Raw genomic sequence first — 18,651 nt, forward strand, 5'->3', positions numbered from 1 at the left:
GCAAGCCAGTGCTTGACAAGCTCGGCATGACCGGCGAGCTGACCCTGACCGGGCGGGTGCTGCCCATCGGCGGCGTCAAGGAGAAGACCATCGCCGCGCGGCGCGCGGGTCTCACCACCCTGATCTTCCCCGAAGGCAACCGCAAGGATTACGAGGAACTGCCGGATTACTTGAGAGAAGGCTTGACGGTGCACTTCGCTCGGGAGTACAACGACGTCTACCGCGTGGCCTTCGAGGAACCTGAGAAGGTGAAAATAAAAGCCAAGGCGAGGAAAAAGACTTAAAGCATTTTTACCGCAGAGACCGCAAAGTACGCAGAGACTAGGCCTGAGCCGTGTCTCGAATCTCTTCATTTCAGATTTTTCTCTGCGTTCTCTGCGAACTCTGCGGTGGATTTTTTTTAAAGGAGCTAAATCACCATGACCGTTGCCGAACTCAAACAGGCCGTGCTGGCCCTGAGCCGCGAGGAAAAGCAGGAACTGCTCCTCGCCACCCTGCCCGAAATGTCCAAGGAAGTCATGCAGGACCGCGGCTTTCTCATGCAGCTGCTGCCGGTGTTCATGAACCTGATCAAGGACAGCGGCATCGATCTTCAGCAGCTCGTGCAGTTCGCCATGATGATGAACGGCGGCCAGCCGCCGCGCCAGCCCTGATTCCTACCTGCAAGAGGTTTACATTCCATGCGCATTCTCAGCGGCATTCAGCCTTCGGGCAGCCTGCATCTCGGCAACTACTTCGGCATGATGAAGAAGATGATCGAGTATCAGGAAAACGAGGATCTCTTCTGCTTTATCGCCAACTACCACGCCATGACTTCCGTTGCGGATGGCAAAGTGCTGGCGCGCGGCACCCTGGAGGCGGCCGCCAACTTTCTTGCTTTGGGCATGGACCCGGAACGCAGCACCTTCTGGGTGCAGTCCGACTTGCCGGAAGTGCAGGAGCTCACCTGGGCGCTGTCCAACTTCACGCCCATGGGTCTGCTGGAACGCTGCCACAGCTACAAGGACAAGGTTGCCAAGGGCATTGCCGCCAATCACGGGCTGTTCGCCTATCCGGTTCTCATGACCGCCGATATCCTGCTGTTCCAGAGCGACCGGGTGCCGGTGGGCAAGGACCAGAAACAGCACGTGGAAGTGGCGCGCGACATCGCCATCAAGTTCAACAACCATTACGGTGAGATCTTCACCATCCCCGAAGCCGAGATCGACGATGAGGTGGCCACGGTGCCCGGCGTCGACGGGCAGAAAATGAGCAAGAGCTACGGCAACACCATCGATCTGTTCCAGGAGGAAAAAGCCCTGCGCAAGCAGATCATGCGCATCGTCACCGACTCGACGCCCGTGGAAGAGCCCAAGGATCCGGATCGGTGCAACGTCTTCCAGATCTATCGCCTGTTCCTCGACAAGGAGCAGCAGCAGGCGTTACGCAGGCGTTACGAGGCGGGCGGCATGGGGTACGGCGAGGTCAAGCAGGAGTTGTTCGAGACGGTGCGGGATTTCTTCGCGCCCTTCACCCAACGCCGCCAGGAACTGCTCGCCGATCTCGACGGCCTGCGTGCCATTTTGGCGCGGGGCGCCGAGAAAGCCCGCGAAGCCGGCGCGCCGACCCTGCGCAAGGTCAGGAAAAAGACGGGACTCGCGTACTGAGAGCAAAGGCAACCTCGCGATATGCTATAGTAAAAGCAAGGCCGTTTGCTGCTTTTCCATGACCCGGGAGGTTTCCTATGAGTGTCTACCGTCGCTGGTTCTGCAATTGCAGTGGTAAGCCCGAGGAACTCATCTACGACCAGGCACCCGAGGAAGAAACCCTTGGGGAGCCGTGCTGTGAACGCTGCGGTGCCAGCCCTTCCTCCGATCCCAAGCACACGATTCTTTTCCGCGATGAAGAGGAGTTCAAGGAGTAGTCTCAACACTCCTTGCGCGTAAAGAGCACAAAAGCCATGGCCGGGCGGCGGCTGCCCTCGCGCATGGCGAACTGGATCGCATCGAACTCCCAACCCTGGGTCGTCCATTCGTTGAGGATTCGCTCCAGGGATTCATCGGTCACGGTGCTGGTTTCAACCACCTTGTAACGCATCATGCTTTTTCCTTCCGTCCGGACCAAGGATTTTCCGCTTGTTGTGTGTTGTGCCCGCCCCCGCCGTCCTGAGCCGGCGCCGGGGGCGATTCTCCGTGATTTTCCTCATTTCAGAACCTGTTTCCATCCATCAAAATCATTTTTTACCAGAAGTTGAAACATTTTTTTGAATTTTTTGTGGATTTCCATAAGGCATGGAAATTTTTGCGAATTATTTGCCAATCTTGCCGTTTCACCCTGCGAAACACTTATTTTTTCCCAAGATTAGTGTTGACACAATTTTAGAACGGCGTATCATGTCTACGGAATTTTCCCCCAAGATGTGGTTCTTTGTGCGCTCTATGTAGGCGCATGTCTGGTAATAAATTAAATATCGGTTTATTGTCGCCGACTTTTCCGGCGAGCCACCCATTTCCGCAAAGGAGGTGAACCCCGGCGTCAGACGCTTCACGGCTACATTTTTTTGAGGCGGCGAGTCTCTTTCCCTCGGGAGATCACCGCCTATGATCGCTGTACTTCTAATTGTTTCATGCCATGTACTTTGTTTACCAGGTGAGAGAGTTTTCCATTTCAACCAAAGGAGCAACGCTTTATGGGACACGGACCCGCTGTCAAGCTCGGCAAGGATAATGCCGCCGGGTACAAGACCAAGATCGGCATCAGCATGTTTGTCGTCTACACCCTCATCTACTTCATCTTCGTGGTCGTCAACATCACCAACCCCGAAGTCATGCAGATTCAGGTCGCCGGCCTGAACATGGCGGTCGTGTACGGCATGGGGCTCATCATTTTTGCGTTCCTGCTGGCGCTGGTCTACAACCATTTCTGCACTCAGGCAGAAAATCGGCTGAACAAATAAGGGGGAGATGACCAATGATCTACGCACAGTCACCGTTGGCCATCGGCCTTTTCTGTTCTTTCGTTCTGCTGGTACTCGGCCTGTCTTTTTACCTCGGGCGCCGCACCACCTCGTCCTCGGGCTACTACGCCGCCGGCGGCAATGTCCACTGGTTCACCAACGGCATCGCCTTTGCCGGTGATTATCTTTCCGCCGCGTCCTTCCTCGGCATCTGCGGCATGATCGCCACCGCCGGCTACGACGGGTGGATGTATTCCGTCGGCTACCTGGCGGGCTGGATGGTCGCCCTGTTCCTGGTCGCCGAGCCCATGAAGCGCCTCGGTAAGTACACCTTCACCGACGCCCTCGACTCCAAATTCAACTCCAAGAGCATCCAGCTGATGGCCGCCATCAGCACCCTGGTGGTCTCGGTGTTCTACCTCATCCCGCAGATGGTCGGCGCCGGCACCCTGGTCACCCCGCTGCTCGGCCTGCCCCACGCCGCCGGGGTCATCATCGTCGGTATCGTCGTCACCATCATCGTCGCCACCGCCGGCATGGCCTCCACCACCATGGTGCAGTTCCTCAAGGGCGGTTTGCTGCTGATCTTCTCCACCATCCTGGTGATCGCGGTTCTGACCCGCGGCCTTTCCACCACGCCGGAAAACGACGGCAAGACCTACCACAACTTCGTCACCCTGCAAGGCAGCGTGGCCGCCGACGGCAGCCTGGAGCTCAGCGATCCCGCCTATGCCGTTCCGGCCGACTGGCGCGACTCGACCTTTGCCGAAGCCGGCATGGTCAAGCTGAGCAAGGACGGCATCGACAGCATCTGGCACCTGCAGGCCGACGGCCAGGGCGGCTATCTGCTCGAGGAAACCCTCTATCAGGTAACTCTCGCCGACGGCACCCGCCTCTACAACGGCGCGCCCGCCACCGAAGGCCGCTTCTTTCCCGTCGGCCACATGAAGGAAATCAACCTGGGCGGCGAGACCGTGCTGCAGACCGGCGCCATCGGCCCCCTGGCTTTCCTGCGCGCCGTACAGGACAGCACCGTGGTGCTCTGGGGCACCAAGCATGTGCGCATGGGTGACGACTTTTACACCGTCTACTACCAGAAACCCACTCCCGGCACCCAGATCCTGCGTCCCGGCCTGAAGTTCAAGGTCGACAACGCCACCGGCGCCGAGAAGTTCAACTTTTTCTCCCTGATGCTCGCCCTGTTCTGCGGCACCGCGGCCCTGCCGCACATCCTGATCCGCTACTACACCGTGCCCAGCCAGGCCGCGGCGCGCAAGTCGACCCTGGTGGCCATCGCCGCCATCGGCTTCTTCTACATCCTCACCCTGTTCATGGGTCTGGGTGCCATGACCAACGGCGTCATCAACATCATGGACAACAACATGTCGGCGCCGCTGCTTGCGTTGTCCTTCGGCGTCATTCTCTTCGCCATCATCTCCTCCATCGCCTTCGCAACGGTGCTGGGCACCGTGTCGGGTTTGATCGTGGCGGCCTCGGGTGCGGTGGCTCACGACCTGATGGACAACTTCTTCGGCATGAAGATGCAGGACAAGAACAAGGTGCTCGCCGGCAAGATCTCGGCCGTGGTGGTCGGTCTCATCGCCATTTACCTGGGCATCGTCTTCGAGGGCATGAACGTGAGCTTCCTGGTCGGCTGGGCCTTCGCCATCGCGGCGTCCGCCAACCTCCCGGCGATTCTCATGCTGCTGTTCTGGAAGCGCACCACCGCCCAGGGCGTGGCCGCCTCCATCCTGGTGGGCATCGTCTCGGCGCTGGGCCTGATCCTGCTCTCGCCCGACATGTACGTGCGCTACGGCCTGCTGCCCAGCGACGCGCCCATCTCCTTCAACAGCCCGGCGGCCATTTCCATTCCCCTGAGCTTCCTCGCCCTGGTGCTGGTGTCCCTGGTCACCAAGCGCGTGGAAGTGCCGGAAGATGCGGCCGAGAGCGCCCGCGCCTGAGGCGCTGGAGCATAATCCTTGTCCGACAGGACATCCTGATGGCATGATGTGGGCCGCCCCCAGGGGCGGCCCATCCTTTTTCCACGAAAGAGACGTCCCATGGTTCGTTTTCGCGTTACCCTGATCGTCGTCAGCCTGGTGCTGCTGTTCCTCGGTTACCAGGACGCCGGCCAGACCCTGCGCAACCCCGAGCCCCTGAGCATCGAACTCGCCACCCTGCTGCGCGAGGGCGCGCCGCGCGAGTGGCTGCACGTCACCGGCGGCTACCAGAATCTCGATGCGGCCATTTCGACCTCGGGGCAGGCCGAGCAGTTCACCGCCCTGCTCATTCCCCTGGTGACCGATCCCGACGAGGAGCTTTTCCAGGTGCTGGTGGAAACCCGCGACCCCCGGTTGCTCGACCTGCTGTATCGCTACCATTTCGGTTTCGACAATGTGTTCGCCCAGGAGCGCTTCCGCGAGGAACAGGCGGCTGCGTTTCGCGCGCCGCGCGAGGTCACGGGGATGGTGGTCACCGGAACAGTCGCCGAGAGCAACCGCTCCAAGCTGCTGGAACTCGCCCAGGCCACCGGCCTTAACATCACCAAGGACGTGATCTTCATCAGCGAGGGAAAAACGCCCGCGCGTTATCGGGGTTTTTTCTTCCTGGCCATGGGCCTGGCCGGGCTGATCAAGGGCATTCTCATGTTTCGCCCACGCAGCACCAAACCTGAGGTTCCACGCCATCCCTGATTGCTCCGACGGAGCGTCTCACCGGCTCCTGCCCCGCCACTCGCGCACGCCCTTTGTCGAAGAAAGGGTGTGCGAATTTCTCTTGACCTCTGCCCGCAAAACAATTACATTGATTTAATTGAAACATTCTTACAACCATGCCCTACGGGTTGAGATCCGCCGGCCTTTGTCCAAAAACCGGCGCGCCTCCGGAAAATGCGCACAAGGAGACGAACAATGACGCAAGCCAATGAGCGACTGGCCCTGAACGAGCACCTCGGAGAAGACGAGGACACCCAGAAAGGCAAGTACCTGACTTTTCACCTGGCCGACGAAGACTACGGCATTGAAATCCGTTACGTCACCGAAATCATCGGCATCCAGAAAATCACGGAAGTTCCGGACATGCCCGAATTCGTCAAGGGTGTGATCAATCTGCGCGGCAAGGTGATTCCGGTGATGGACGTGCGCATGCGCTTCATGTTTCCGCCGCGCGACTACAATGACCGCACCTGCATCATCGTGGTCAACGTCAACGGCACGGCCGTCGGCCTGGTGGTGGACGAGGTGAGCGAAGTCGCCGACATCCCCGAGGACCAGATCGAGCCGCCGCCGCGCTCCAGCCGCGCCGCCGCGAGCCGCTACATCCAGGGCATGGGCAAGATGGGTCAGGACGTGAAGATCCTCCTCGACGTCAACCACCTGCTCTACGACGAGCACATGCTGCAGAGCGCCGGCGCCCAGGGGGCGGAGTTGTTTTAGTTCGCGCGTTGTAGCGTTCAGCATGGGGTCGCAACCCCCACACCGGGTGAATAGGAATTTGAATGAAATAGCAAGGGCCGCGCGTTGCGCGGCCCTTGCTATTTAGAATTTGGCGTTGCCGGGGGTGCGGGGGAAGGGAATGACGTCGCGGATGTTGCCCATGCCGGTGACGTACATGAGCAGGCGCTCGAAGCCCAGGCCGAAACCCGCGTGGGGGCAGCTTCCCCAACGGCGCAGGTCGAGAAACCAGCTCAGACTCTCCGGCGCGATGCCGACGTCGGCCATGCGCCCTTCGAGCACATCCAAACGCTCCTCGCGCTGCGAACCACCGATGATTTCGCCCACCCGCGGCACCAGGCAATCCATGGCCGCGACGGTTTTACCGTCATCGTTGAGGCGCATGTAAAAGGCCTTGATGTCCTTGGGATAATCGACGACGAACAACGGCCCCTTGGCGATCTGCTCGGTGAGAAAACGCTCGTGCTCCGATTGCAGGTCGCAGCCCCAGCGCACCGGATACTCGAAGCGCTGCCCGCTGGCCTGCAATTCCTTGACGGCATCGGTGTAACTGAGGGTCTGAAAGCACGCCTCGGCCAGGGCGGCGAGCTTTTCCAGCAGCCCCGGCTCGATGTGTTCCGCGAAAAATTCCAAATCCTCGCGGCATTGCTCCAGGGCGTAGCGACACAGATATTGCAGGAACTCGCCGGCAAGGCGGCAATCCTCGGCCAGATCGGCAAAGGCCATTTCCGGCTCGATCATCCAGAATTCGGCGGCGTGGCGACTGGTGTTGGAATTTTCCGCGCGAAAGGTCGGGCCGAAGGTGTAGATGTCGCTGAAGGCGCAGGCGAAGGCCTCGCCCTGCAACTGGCCGCTGACGGTGAGTCCGGTGCGTTCGCCGAAAAAATCCCGGCTCCAGTCGATGGCCCCGTCAACTCGCGGCGGGTTGGCGGGATCGAGGGTACTGACGCGAAACATCTCCCCCGCGCCCTCGCAGTCGTTGGCGGTGATAATGGGGGTGTGCACGTAGAGAAAGCCCCGTTCCTGGAAAAAGCGATGGATGGCGTAAGCCAGGGCCGAGCGCACCCGGAACACCGCGCCGAAGCTGTTGGAGCGCAGCCGCAGATGGGCGATGGAGCGCAGGAACTCGAAACTGTGCCGCTTTTTTTGCAGGGGGTAGTCCGCATCGGCGCCGCCCAGCACCCGCAGGTCCGTGGCGCGCACTTCCCACTGCTGGCCGGCGGCGGGCGATGCCACCAGCTCGCCGTAGGCTTCGATGCAGGCGCCCGTGCCGAGACGCGCCAAGTCTGGGGCCTCGCGCAGGGGCGACTCCACGACGATCTGCAGACTGGCCAGGCAGGAGCCGTCATTGAGGGCGACAAAGGTCAGATCCTTGCCCGCGCGCACCGTGCGCACCCATCCCTTGACCAGCAAGGGGCCGGGCGTGACCTCCCCTTGCAGAACCTGGCGAACCCGGCGGCGCGCCGGAGCAACCTTGGCTTGCGTCATCTTGTGCTCAACCTCCCCCAAAAACGTCCACCCACGTTTCCCCAGGCCGCGCGGGCTTGCCCGGTCAGCCGCTTCTGCTACATTTAAACACACCTTATGACGGGTTTCTCTCCCACTTCAATCGGCGGAGTCATCGCCATGCCCAAGTCTCCGCATTATGCCATAAAGGGCCTGCGCAAAAAAATCCTCCTGTCATCCGTTGTCTACACCCTGCTCGCCCTGCTCAGCATCTCCGCCGTCAGCATCTACCCCTTCTGTTCCTGGCTGGTGCATTTCGAGGAAAACGACCTGGTTCAGGCCGCCAAGATCCGGGCTCTGGCCGTCGAGGAATACCTGGCGCGCATGGCCGAGATCACCCGCCAGATCAATTCGCGCAGTGCCATTCGTCAGGCACTGGCGGATTACCGGGCGGGGAACCTCACCCACGAGGAGCTCTTTCGTTTCACCAGCCCGATCCTCACCGATGCCTTGGAGATTTCCGAGGAGGTGGTCGCCATTACCCGCCTTGACGCCCAAGGCCGGATTGTCGCCCGCAGCGGGGAGCAAATCCCCGACCACCTGCTGCCCGCACTCATCAGCATGGGCGCCGGGGTGCGCATCCTTGACCCACTGATGATCTCCGGCCAGCTCTCTCTGCCGATTTGCGGGCCGATCCTGGACCGCGATCGCAAGACGGTGTTGGGTTATGACCTGGTCCTTTTCTCCACCACCAAGCTGCAGCGCATCCTCTGGGACGCAACGGGCCTGGGCGAAACCGGAGAAAGCTTTCTCGCCCGCTTCGCGCCGGATGCCGACGTCTTTTTCTTCCCCAGTCGCAAAATGGAAACGGAAATCGCCAACGGCAAGAGTCCAGACTCTCCCCTGCGGCCCGCCATTGAAAAAGCGCACGGGGGAGAATCCGGGGTGCTGCGCGCCTCGACGCACGCAGGCGAAAAACCGGTGGTGGTGGCCTACGCGCCCGTGGATGGCGTGAGCTGGGCGCTGCTGGTCACCATGGACGAAGCCGAACTGCGGGCGCCGGTGCGCCGCCAGATTTACTCGACGGCCGGGCTGGTGCTGGTCCTCACCACCGTCGGCACCCTCGGCATGCTCGCCCTGCTGCGCCCCATGACCGGCCGGGTTTTGGTGTACACCGAGGAACTCGACGCCCTCAACCACCATCTGCAGGAGGAAATCAACGAACGAAAACGCGCCGAAGCCGATCTGCGCCGCAGCGAACATGAATGGGAGCGAACCTTCGAGGCGATCACCGATGCCGTGGTCATCCTGGACACCCAGGGACAGGTGCGCAAGATGAACCAGGCCACCCTGAGAGTTCTGCGCGGCCTGGCACCGGAGAAATCCGCCGAGGAGGGCTGCCGCGTCCTGTTCGGCCTGGACAATCCGCCCGCCCTGTGCCCCTTCTGCCGCATGCTGCATGAAAAGCAGGCGCAATGCGGCGAATTGCACCAGGTAACGCCCGATCGCTGGTTCTACGTGGCGAGCTATCCGCTTTTCGAGGACGACGGCACGCTCTGGGGCGGCGTCCTGATCGCCCAGGATTTCACCGAGCAAAAGCGCATGGAGCAGATGAAGGACGAGATGATTTCCACGGTGAGCCACGAAATGCGCACTCCACTCACCGCCATGCTCGGCTTTGTGGAATTCATGCTGGAAAATCCCGTGGATCGCGAGCAGCAAATCGACTTTCTGGGCACCGTGCACCGCGAGACCGAGCGCCTCAACGAGCTCATCAGCAATTTCCTCGACCTGCAACGCCTGCGCGCCGAGGTCGAATCCTATCAGTTCGAACCCATGGATCCCTGCCTGCTGCTCAGCGAGGCGGCACAGCTGTACCGCGTCGCCTCGAAGAAACACCTGGTCCGTTTCGACTGCCCCCTGGATCTGCCCAAAATTCGCGGCGACGCCAAGCGCCTCATGCAGGTGCTGAAAAACCTGTTGTCCAATGCCATCAAATATTCGCCCGCCGGCGGCGAGATTTTCCTCGGCGCCAAGGCACAAGCCGGCCAGATCGTCATCTGCGTGCGCGATCAGGGACTGGGCATCCCCGCCCAGGACCGGGAGCGGATATTCGAGCGCTTTTTTCGCGTCGACGACAATGCGCGGCACATCACCGGCGGCATCGGCCTGGGCCTGAGCCTGGTGCGCGAGATCATCCGCGCCCACGGCGGGAAAGTTTGGGTGGAGAGCGAGGTGGGAATCGGCAGCACCTTCTACATCAGCCTGCCGGTGGAAGAACAAATGACCAGGGACAAATGACAAATGACCAGGATCAAGGCGCTAGGCCCCGTGAGGCCTAGCGCCTTGATCCCTAAGCATGTTCGCGGGTTTTGAGAAACTGCACGCCGGGCCATTGCTCGGCGACATAGTTGAGACGCCATTCGCTCGACGCCAGATAGGTGAGGTTTTCCTCGGCATCCCAGGCCAGATTGGTCTGGTTCTTTTTCTCGAAGTCCTCGAGTTTTTTCCGGTCACCGCAGGACACCCAGCGCGCGGTGGCGTAATCCACGCCCTCGTAGATCGCATCGACCCCGTATTCATCCTTGAGCCTGGCCATGGTCACGTCGAACTGGAGCACGCCGACGGCGCCCAGAATGTAGTCGCTGCCGAACAGCGGCCGAAACACCTGCACCGCCCCTTCCTCGGAGAGCTGCAGCAGGCCCTTTTGCAGCTGCTTGGCCTTGAGGGGGTTCTTTAGACGCACGCGGCGAAAGTGTTCAGGCGCGAAGCTGGGAATGCCGGTGAACTTGAGGGGTTCCCTGTCGGTGAAGGTGTCGCCTACCTTGATGGTGCCGTGGTTGTGAATGCCGATGATGTCGCCGGGATAGGCCTCCTCGACGTTGGTGCGGTCCTGGGCCATGAAAATCGTCGCGTTGGACAGGTTGACGTCCTTGCCGATGCGATGGTGGCGCACCTTCATGCCGCGCGTGAACTTCCCCGAGCAGATGCGCAGAAAGGCGATGCGGTCGCGATGCGCGGGGTCCATGTTCGCTTGAATCTTGAAGACAAAGCCGCTGAATCCCTCCTCGTAGGGCGACACCTCGCGGGTTTCCGTGGCGCGCGCCCCGGGCGAGGGTGCCACCTCGACGAAGGCATCGAGCATTTCGCGCACGCCGAAGTTGTTCACCGCGCTGCCGAAGAACACCGGCGTCTGGTTGCCCTTGAGATATTCCTTGAGCTCAAAGGGATTGGCCGCGCCTTCGAGCAGTTCGATGTCGGTGCGCAGCTCCTCGGCCTGGTCGCCGAGCAGTTCGTCGAGGAGGGGATCGTTGAGGTCGCGGATGGTCACCCCATCGTCACCGACCCGCTCCCGGCCCGGCGTGAACAGGTTCAGTTCTTTTTTGTAGAGATTGTAAGTGCCCTTGAAGCGCTTGCCCATGCCGATGGGCCAGGTGAGGGGCGCGCACTCGATCTGCAAGGTCTCCTCGATGTCCGCCAGCAGTTCCAGGGGCTCCTTGCCCTCGCGGTCGAGCTTGTTGATGAAGGTGAGAATGGGGGTGTTGCGCATGCGGCACACCTCCATGAGCTTGCGCGTCTGGGTTTCGACGCCCTTGGCGCTGTCGATGACCATCACCGCGCTGTCGACGGCGGTGAGCACCCGGTAGGTATCCTCGGAGAAATCCTGGTGGCCGGGGGTGTCGAGGAGATTGATCTCGAAATCCCGGTAATTGAATTTCATCACCGAACTGGTCACGGAGATGCCGCGCTCCTGCTCCACCGCCATCCAGTCGCTGGTGGCGTGGCGCGAGGCCTTGCGCGCCTTGACCGCGCCGGCCATCTGAATGGCGCCGCCGAACAGCAGCAGTTTTTCGGTGAGGGTGGTCTTGCCGGCATCGGGGTGGCTGATGATGCCGAAGGTACGGCGGCGGTCGATCTCGTTCTGATTGTGCTTTTTCACGAAGCAGACATCCTTGAAGGTGGCGCGCAGACAAAACGACGGGCCGGAAAACCGGCCCGCCAGGTTGAAAGATGAATTTTACTGCGGACGACCCCCGGGGGTCAACCGCTGATCCGCCGCGGGCATCAGCCTTTCTTGACGAACACCGTCTGCTCGTTGCACTTGGCGCATTTTTTCGGCTTGCAGCGCCCTTCACGTTCGGTTTTACATTTTTCACATTGCCAGACAGCCATGGTTTGTTCTCCTTTCCGGGTGAGCAATTCGAGACCAAAACGGTGATATTTTGCCTTCCCGGGTCGCGTCTGTCAAGAGGCCAAACAGGAACAGGTTCAATACATCTTGCGCCGGGAAAAGGTCGAGCCGATGACGCTGAAGGTATTCTCGACGATGAACAGGGCGTGGGGGTCGGCGGTGAAGGCGATTTCCTCCAGCCGCTTGAGCTGGATGTTGTTGGTCACCACCATGAGGACGCGCCGCGGCTCTTTCTTGTAGGCCCCCATGCCTTCGAGAAAGGTGGCGCCGACCTTGAGCTTGTCCATTACCTGGTCGGCGATCTGGGCGCTTTGATGAGAAATGATGAGGCAGAGCTTGCGCTGGTTGAACAGGGACAGGCAATACTCGACGGACACCGACACGACAAAGGCGGCGATCAGCGAGGCGATCACCAGGTCATTGTCGAGGCTTGCGAAACTTGCGGAAAACAGCAGGAAGTTGAAGGCGAAATAGGTCTTGCCCACGCCGATGTTGTAGCGCTGGTTGAGAATCACCGCCACCACGTCAAGGCCGCCGTTGGAGCCCAGCGAGCGCAGCACCATGCCCGCGCCCGCCCCCACCAGCACCCCGAAGCAGACGGCAGCGTACAACTGGTTTTGAATGACGATCTCGAAATCAATCACCATGAAGGCCAGGGAAATAGTCAGCATGGCGACGAAGCTGTAGCCGAGAAAGCGCCGGGTGATGAGCAGGTAGCCGAGCACGAACATGGGAATGTTGAACAGCAGGTACCAAAGGCCTGCATTGAGCCAGCCGGTGGTGTAGGCGATGAGGGCGCCCAGGCCGAACAAGCCGCTGGGCACGAAGCCGTGGGGAATGGCAATCGCCTTGAAGCCCACGGCCTGAATGAAGGAACCGCAGACGATGAGAAAAAGATTCCAGGTCAGTGAATAGCTGAAATCGCGCTTGATGGACAAAAGAACCTCCTCGCGCCGCCGGGGGTTTTTCGGTTCGCGGCAGTGCCACAGAAAAAACACAGACCCGCGGCCCTGTCAACCCAAAGCGACAACACCCGAGGCGACCCGTAAAAACTTTCAGGAAAATTGCCGGCAATTGGGTTAGACTTGGGCGATTGCTCGCCGTCGGGCGGCATGCATCCTTTTCAGAAGAGGCGGATTGACCATGCTTGGCTGGCTGGGTGCGCTCTGGGGATTGGGCGCCATTTCATTGCTGCTCGGCAGTGCCGTGTATCGCCTGGGCAAACTGGGGCTTGACGCCTTTGCCTTTCCCTTCGGGCCGCTGCACTGGCTGATTCTGATCGCCACCCTGGCCTTCATGGCGCACGCCGAAGGCTACCGCGGCTTTCAGCGCGCATTTTCCCCACGGGTCGCGGCGCGCGCCCGGTATCTGCGCGATCACCCGCGCCCCCTGCATGTGCTGCTCGCCCCGCTGTTCTGCATGGGATTCATCCACGCGACGCCGCGCCGCCGGAAGGCGTCGCTGATCCTGACCGCCGCGATCCTGGTCCTGATCCTGCTGGTGCGCCTGCTGCCCCAACCCTGGCGCGGTATCATCGATCTGGGCGTGGTGGTCGGCCTGGGCTGGGGACTGATCTCCCTGTGGATTTTTTCCCTGCGCGCCTTTGGCCCCGAACCGCCCGCCGCCGACCCCGAGGTTGCGGAAAGCCGCCCATGAACGAGATTCGCATTCAAAGCTGGAACCAGTTGCAGGACGAGTTGTACGAGGATTCCTGGATCGCCGAAATCGGCCGCTTTCGTTCGCGCTATGCCTATCGCGGCCTCTCCGACGCCGACTATCGCCTGGAAACCACCCTCATGCGTCTGGGCGGCGCCTACGACCAACTGGAGCGCCACCTGCTGCGCAACTTCAAGAAATACGCGCACCGCAGCGTGGTGGAGCGCGACTCGCTCTGGCATTGGCTCTCCGTCGCCCAGCACTACGGACTGCCCACGCGCCTGCTCGACTGGACCTACTCGCCGCTCATCGCTCTGCATTTCGCCACCGCCAATTGCGAGCGCTTCAATACCGACGGGGTGATCTGGGCGGTGAACTATCTCAAGGCGCACCAGCGCATCCCCGAGGTTCTGCGCCGCAAGCTCAACGATGAGGGCGCCAACGTCTTCACCGTCGAAATGCTCTCCCAGACGGTGCGCACCTTCGAGGAACTGGCGGAACTCTCCCACCGCGACTTCGTGGTGTTTTTCGAGCCGCCCTCCATCGACGACCGCATCGTCAACCAGTTCGCCTTTTTTTCCGTCATGTCGCGCCCGGCGTCCATCCTCGACACTTGGCTGGAGAATCAGCCCGACCTCTGGCGGCGCATCATCATTCCGGCGGAACTCAAGTGGGAAATCCGCGACAAGCTCGATCAGGCCAACATCACCGAGCGGGTGTTGTTTCCGGGCCTCGACGGCCTCTCCACCTGGCTCAAGCGCCATTACAGCCCCCGGAACTGAGCGGCGCCCGGCCGACGGATCATCCCCAAAAACCGCCCACGATCTCGCGGAGGCTTTACCATGAAACTCACCCGCGCCAGCGGCATCCTGCTCCACCCCACCTCCCTTCCCGGTCCCGGCGGCATCGGCTCCCTGGGCGTCGAGGCGCGGGCCTTCGTCGATTTTCTCGTCGAAACCGGGCAAAGCGTCTGGCAGATTCTGCCCCTCGGCCCGACGGGCTACGGCGATTCGCCTTACAGCGCCTTCTCGGCCTTCGCCGGCAATCCTTTGCTGGTGTCCCTGTCGCAGCTGGCGACCTGGGGCGACCTTCGGACCGGCGATCTCCCCGACGAGAGCGGGCGGGATCCGCGGCGCGTGGATTTCGGTCGGGTTCACGGGGAAAAAGAGCATCTGCTGCAACGCGCGGCGCAAAATTTCCAGCGCCACGCGAGCGCCGAGCGCCGCCAGGCCTTTGACGACTTCTGCGCCCTGCAAGGCTACTGGCTGCATGACTATGTCCTGTTTCGCGCCCTGCGCGAGCGCTACCGGCATCGCCCCTGGAATCTCTGGCCCGCCGATTTGCGCCACCGCGATCCCCAGGCCCTGACCCAGGCGGCGGAGGAACTGGCAGCGGAGCTCCACTGGCGCAAATACACGGAATTCGTCTTTTTCACCCAGTGGTTCGCCCTCAAGGATTACGCCAATGCCCGCGGCGTCCAGATCCTCGGCGACATTCCCATCTTCGTCTCCTTTGATTCGGTGGACGTCTGGGCCAACCAGCCCCTGTTTCACCTCGACGAGGAAGGCGACCCGCTGATCGTCGCCGGCGTGCCGCCCGACTATTTCAGCGCCACCGGCCAGCGTTGGGGCAATCCCCTGTACCGCTGGGAGCGCATGGCCGAGCAGGACTACTCCTGGTGGATGGCCCGCTTCCGCTGGAACCTGGCGCAGACCGACGCGGTGCGCATCGATCATTTCCGCGGCTTCGAAGGCTACTGGGCGATTCCCGCCGAGGAAGAAACGGCGGTCAAGGGCGAATGGCGGCCCGGCCCCGGCGCAAGCTTCTTTCAGGCGGTACGGCGAACCCTGGGCGAGGTGGCCATCGTCGCCGAGGACCTGGGCGTCATCACCCCCGAGGTCGAGGCGCTGCGCGACGGCTTCGGCTTTCCCGGCATGAAGATTCTGCAGTTCGCCTTCGACGGCGGTCCATCCAATCCCTACCTGCCCCACAACATCCGGCCCAACGGCCTGGTCTACACCGGCACCCACGACAACGACACCACCCTGGGCTGGTGGCACCACCTCGACAAGAAACACAAGGACCAGGTGCGCGCCTACCTGGGCCACGGCCTGCGCGACATGCCCTGGGATCTCATGCGCGCAGCCTTGGCGAGCGTCGCCGATTGGTGCGTTCTGCCCCTGCAGGACATTCTCGGCCTCGGCAGCGAGGCGCGCATGAACCGCCCGGGCCTGGGCACCGGCAACTGGGACTGGCGCTTCACCTCCGAGCAGTTGACGACGGACATCGGGCAACGCCTGGCTGAGCTGACGCGGCTCTACGGACGCCGGCCCGCGCCTGCGGAGGGACAAAATCGCCAGGGAAATGCTTGAGCTTCACGGGTTCTTTGTGCTAGCATCCCCATTTGACTGCGCTGAGAAAGCGCGACAAACGACCCTTTTCGACCCCTGGAGGAAAGACCTGTGAAAAAGACCCTGACCCTCATGCTTGCCGGCGTCACCGCCGCTGCCCTGCTTACCGCCTGCAAGGACGAAGCCCCCAAGCCGGCCGCCGCACCCCAAGCCATGCCCGGCGCGGGCATGCCGGCGGGGATGCCCGCGGGCCATCCCCCCGCCGCGCAAAGCATCTCCGGCACCGTCGTGGAAACCATGAACACCGCCGGCTACACCTACGTGCAGGTGGATACCGGCTCCAAGCTGGTGTGGGCCGCCGGCCCCGAAACCCAGGTCAAAGTCGGCGACACCGTGGTCCTGGCTCCCGGCCAGGAAATGCATGAGTATCGCAGCAACTCCCTGGACCGCACCTTCGACATGATTCTTTTCGTCCCCGGCATCATGGTCGGCGGCGAAAGCCAGGCCGCGGCCGGCGCCCCCGGCATGATGCCGGGAATGCAGATGCCCGGCATGGAGATGCCCGGCGGCCATCCTGAAGTCGGCGGCCCCAAGAGCGCCGAAATCGATTTCACCGGCCTGACCCCCGTTGAAGGCGGCCAGACCGTGGGCCAGATCTATGCCCAGAAAGCCGACCTCTCGGGCAAGGAAGTCCAGGTGCGCGGCAAGGTGGTGCGATTCAGCCCGCAGATCATGGGCAAGAACTGGATTCACCTGCAGGACGGCACGGACAACGACGGCAAGGGCGACATCACCGTCACCACCCTGGCCATGGCCCAGGTGGGCGACACCGTGGTTGTGAGCGGCGTGCTCGGCACCGACAAGGACATCGCCCACGGCCAGGTTTATGAGGTAATCATCGAGGACGCCCAGGTGGTGGTCGAGTAATTCGCCGCGACGCGGACTGCAATCGGGTAGGAGGCGGGGTCACCCCCGCCGTCCTCCCACACCACCGTGCGTACGGTTCCGTACACGGCGGTTCACAAGGCGTGCTGAAAGCGCCTGAGCCGGTCGACTAACGAGACCAGACCCAGGTTGTCGAAGAAGGATTTCCGAAAAGCATCATTCATGTGCGAGGCTCTTGAGTTGTACCAGGGGCCTCGCCCGTTTTGGGCCGACTTCCAGGCCCGCTGCTCCGGCAATCCCCGTCGCATCAGGTTCTTGGCCCGGGTGAAGGAGCGCTTCCACTGCCGCCACAGAATGCAGCGCAGCTTCCGCCTGATCCAGCCGTCAAGTTCCTCGAAGATCCCTTTGACCTCCGCGAGTCGGAAGTAGGCGATCCAGCCCCGGAGCTTCGGGGTGGACTCTTCGATGACTTTCTTAAGGCTGCGTCCCCTTCCCCGCCGAAAGACCTGCCTGAGATTGGCCTTGAGCCGCTTCACGGAGGAGTCCGCCACTTTGAGGCGCGGCTTCTTGTGAAAGGTCATGCTGTATCCCAGAAAGGTTCTTTGCCAGGGACGGTCAACGGCGCTTTTGGCGACATTGACCTTGAGCTTCAGCCGCTTTTCCAGAAACCGGGTGAGCGAGGCCATGACCCGCTCGCCGCTTCGCCGGCTCTGCACATACAAATTGCAGTCGTCGGCGTATCGGACGAAACGGTGACCGCGCTTCTCCAGTTCCTTGTCCAACTCGTCGAGCAGGATGTTCGACAACAGAGGAGAGAGAGGGCCGCCTTGCGGCGTTCCCTCAGCCCTAGGCGATACAAGCCCACCTTCGAGCACTCCGGCCTGCAGATACCGGCGGATGAGCACCAATACCTGCTTGTCTTTGACCTTACGGGCGACCAGCGACATGAGGATGTCGTGGTTGACGCGGTCGAAGAACTTCTCCAGGTCGATGTCGACCACCCACCGCCGCCCTTCGGCCACAAACTTTCGAGCGGTCTGTACGGCCTGGTGAGTGCTCCGGCCAGGCCGGAACCCGTAGGAGTTTTCGGAGAAGTCCGGATCGAACAACGGTTGAAGTACCTGATGCAGCGCCTGCTGGATGAGTCGGTCCTGCACCGTGGGAATTCCCAAGGTGCGCACGCCGCCGTCCGGTTTGGGGATTTCTACTTTCCTCACCGGCCCTGGACAATAGGAGCCGTCCAGCAGATCTTCTTTGATGGACGGCCAATTCTGCCGAAGATGACTCTTCAGCTCGCCGACGCTGATCCCGTCGACGCCGGGGGCACCCTTATTGGACGCCACTCGGCCATAGGCCGCCATCATGTTGCTGCGGCTGATGACCATTTCCATCAACCGCGGCTGCGCTTTCGTCCGGGAGGATTCTCTGCATGCCGTGACGTTTGACGCACCTCCCCCATCCTCTTGCGGCTTCCGGCCGCTACCCTCCGGGGTGGCTGTCGATCTCTCAATCGACACTTCTGCGCCTCTCTGTCGTCATCGAAATTCAAGTCTCCCGTCCGACGCCTCGTGTTCGGCCCTTCGCCAGGGTGGTCAATTTCCGGCTACTATGGCCTCGGCTGACTTCTGCCGACCCGTCCCGACGCCTCTCGACGCCGGTAGCACGAGGCAGATCGACAGATCTCCCAGGGTAATGCGCGTGACCTTCCTCCCATATACCCGCCGCATCTACTGC

Annotated in this window: 19 protein-coding genes; 13 read left to right on the forward strand and 6 right to left on the reverse strand. The window is 61.6% G+C overall.

The features are described from left to right. The 4 genes from QAT43_RS08095 to QAT43_RS08110 all read left to right on the forward strand — a co-directional run. On the forward strand, nt 1-284 hold a 284-nt coding region (locus QAT43_RS08095; protein WP_305042550.1), incomplete at its 5' end, for a S16 family serine protease. A 135-nt stretch (nt 285-419) separates the two neighbouring features. Then, the gene (locus QAT43_RS08100; RefSeq protein ID WP_305042551.1) at nt 420-653 is read left to right on the forward strand and encodes a hypothetical protein; all 234 of its coding nucleotides are present in this window, start codon (nt 420-422) and stop codon (nt 651-653) included. A 27-nt stretch (nt 654-680) separates the two neighbouring features. Next, nucleotides 681-1,646 (forward strand): tryptophan--tRNA ligase, encoded by a 966-nt coding sequence (gene trpS / locus QAT43_RS08105; RefSeq protein ID WP_305042552.1) that lies wholly within the window; start codon nt 681-683, stop codon nt 1,644-1,646. A 77-nt stretch (nt 1,647-1,723) separates the two neighbouring features. Beyond that, nucleotides 1,724-1,903, forward strand: coding sequence for a hypothetical protein (locus QAT43_RS08110; RefSeq protein WP_305042553.1), 180 nt, complete (start codon nt 1,724-1,726; stop codon nt 1,901-1,903). 2 nt (nt 1,904-1,905) lie between these two features. On the opposite strand, the gene QAT43_RS08115 is transcribed toward QAT43_RS08110, so the two are convergent. Continuing rightward, entirely contained in the window at nt 1,906-2,079 is a 174-nt protein-coding gene (locus tag QAT43_RS08115) for a DUF4177 domain-containing protein (RefSeq protein ID WP_305042554.1), read from the reverse strand. Between the two features lie 589 nt (nt 2,080-2,668). On the opposite strand from QAT43_RS08115, the gene QAT43_RS08120 reads away from it, so the two are divergent. From QAT43_RS08120 to QAT43_RS08135, 4 genes are all read left to right on the forward strand, one after another. After that, complete coding sequence (locus QAT43_RS08120; RefSeq protein WP_305042555.1) at nt 2,669-2,935, forward strand: DUF485 domain-containing protein; 267 nt, start codon at nt 2,669-2,671, stop codon at nt 2,933-2,935. 14 nt (nt 2,936-2,949) lie between these two features. Continuing rightward, nucleotides 2,950-4,896 carry a sodium/solute symporter gene (locus QAT43_RS08125; RefSeq protein WP_305042556.1) on the forward strand — a complete coding sequence of 649 codons (1,947 nt, stop codon included), beginning with the start codon at nt 2,950-2,952 and terminating at the stop codon, nt 4,894-4,896. A gap of 99 nt (nt 4,897-4,995) precedes the next feature. Continuing rightward, nucleotides 4,996-5,628 carry a hypothetical protein gene (locus tag QAT43_RS08130; RefSeq protein ID WP_305042557.1) on the forward strand — a complete coding sequence of 211 codons (633 nt, stop codon included), beginning with the start codon at nt 4,996-4,998 and terminating at the stop codon, nt 5,626-5,628. Nucleotides 5,629-5,844: 216 nt separating this feature from the next. Next, entirely contained in the window at nt 5,845-6,369 is a 525-nt protein-coding gene (locus tag QAT43_RS08135; protein ID WP_305042558.1) for a chemotaxis protein CheW, read from the forward strand. Between the two features lie 102 nt (nt 6,370-6,471). Here QAT43_RS08135 and asnS read toward each other — a convergent pair whose 3' ends face one another. After that, complete coding sequence (asnS, locus tag QAT43_RS08140; protein ID WP_305042559.1) at nt 6,472-7,875, reverse strand: asparagine--tRNA ligase; 1,404 nt, start codon at nt 7,873-7,875, stop codon at nt 6,472-6,474. Nucleotides 7,876-8,013: 138 nt separating this feature from the next. Here asnS and QAT43_RS08145 point away from each other — a divergent pair, with 138 nt between their 5' ends. Continuing rightward, nucleotides 8,014-10,134, forward strand: a complete 2,121-nt coding sequence (locus tag QAT43_RS08145) for an ATP-binding protein (RefSeq protein WP_305042560.1) — start codon at nt 8,014-8,016, stop codon at nt 10,132-10,134. A gap of 52 nt (nt 10,135-10,186) precedes the next feature. On the opposite strand, the gene QAT43_RS08150 is transcribed toward QAT43_RS08145, so the two are convergent. The 3 genes from QAT43_RS08150 to QAT43_RS08155 form a co-directional block, all read right to left on the reverse strand. Continuing rightward, on the reverse strand, nt 10,187-11,773 hold the full coding sequence (locus QAT43_RS08150) for a peptide chain release factor 3 (RefSeq protein ID WP_305042561.1): 1,587 nt from the start codon (nt 11,771-11,773) through the stop codon (nt 10,187-10,189). 125 nt (nt 11,774-11,898) lie between these two features. After that, complete coding sequence (locus QAT43_RS14850) at nt 11,899-12,006, reverse strand: RCKP-type rubredoxin-like domain-containing protein (RefSeq protein ID WP_260748166.1); 108 nt, start codon at nt 12,004-12,006, stop codon at nt 11,899-11,901. A 96-nt stretch (nt 12,007-12,102) separates the two neighbouring features. Then, nucleotides 12,103-12,963, reverse strand: coding sequence for a YitT family protein (locus QAT43_RS08155; RefSeq protein WP_305042562.1), 861 nt, complete (start codon nt 12,961-12,963; stop codon nt 12,103-12,105). Nucleotides 12,964-13,168: 205 nt separating this feature from the next. Between QAT43_RS08155 and QAT43_RS08160 the strand changes: the two genes are divergently transcribed. From QAT43_RS08160 to QAT43_RS08175, 4 genes are all read left to right on the forward strand, one after another. After that, nucleotides 13,169-13,681, forward strand: coding sequence for a hypothetical protein (locus QAT43_RS08160; RefSeq protein ID WP_305042563.1), 513 nt, complete (start codon nt 13,169-13,171; stop codon nt 13,679-13,681). Continuing rightward, entirely contained in the window at nt 13,678-14,463 is a 786-nt protein-coding gene (locus QAT43_RS08165) for an FRG domain-containing protein (protein WP_305042564.1), read from the forward strand. The genes QAT43_RS08160 and QAT43_RS08165 overlap by 4 nt, the downstream gene beginning before the upstream one ends. A 60-nt stretch (nt 14,464-14,523) precedes the next feature. Then, on the forward strand, nt 14,524-16,053 hold the full coding sequence (malQ, locus tag QAT43_RS08170) for a 4-alpha-glucanotransferase (RefSeq protein WP_305042565.1): 1,530 nt from the start codon (nt 14,524-14,526) through the stop codon (nt 16,051-16,053). Between the two features lie 90 nt (nt 16,054-16,143). Beyond that, on the forward strand, nt 16,144-16,959 hold the full coding sequence (locus QAT43_RS08175) for a hypothetical protein (protein WP_305042566.1): 816 nt from the start codon (nt 16,144-16,146) through the stop codon (nt 16,957-16,959). Nucleotides 16,960-17,051: 92 nt separating this feature from the next. Here the strand turns inward: QAT43_RS08175 and ltrA are convergent, their stop codons facing one another. Next, entirely contained in the window at nt 17,052-18,308 is a 1,257-nt protein-coding gene (ltrA, locus tag QAT43_RS08180) for a group II intron reverse transcriptase/maturase (protein WP_305042567.1), read from the reverse strand. Nucleotides 18,309-18,651: the final 343 nt, after the last annotated feature.

Source organism: Geoalkalibacter sp. (assembly GCF_030604225.1).
Taxonomy (GTDB): domain Bacteria; phylum Desulfobacterota; class Desulfuromonadia; order Desulfuromonadales; family Geoalkalibacteraceae; genus Geoalkalibacter.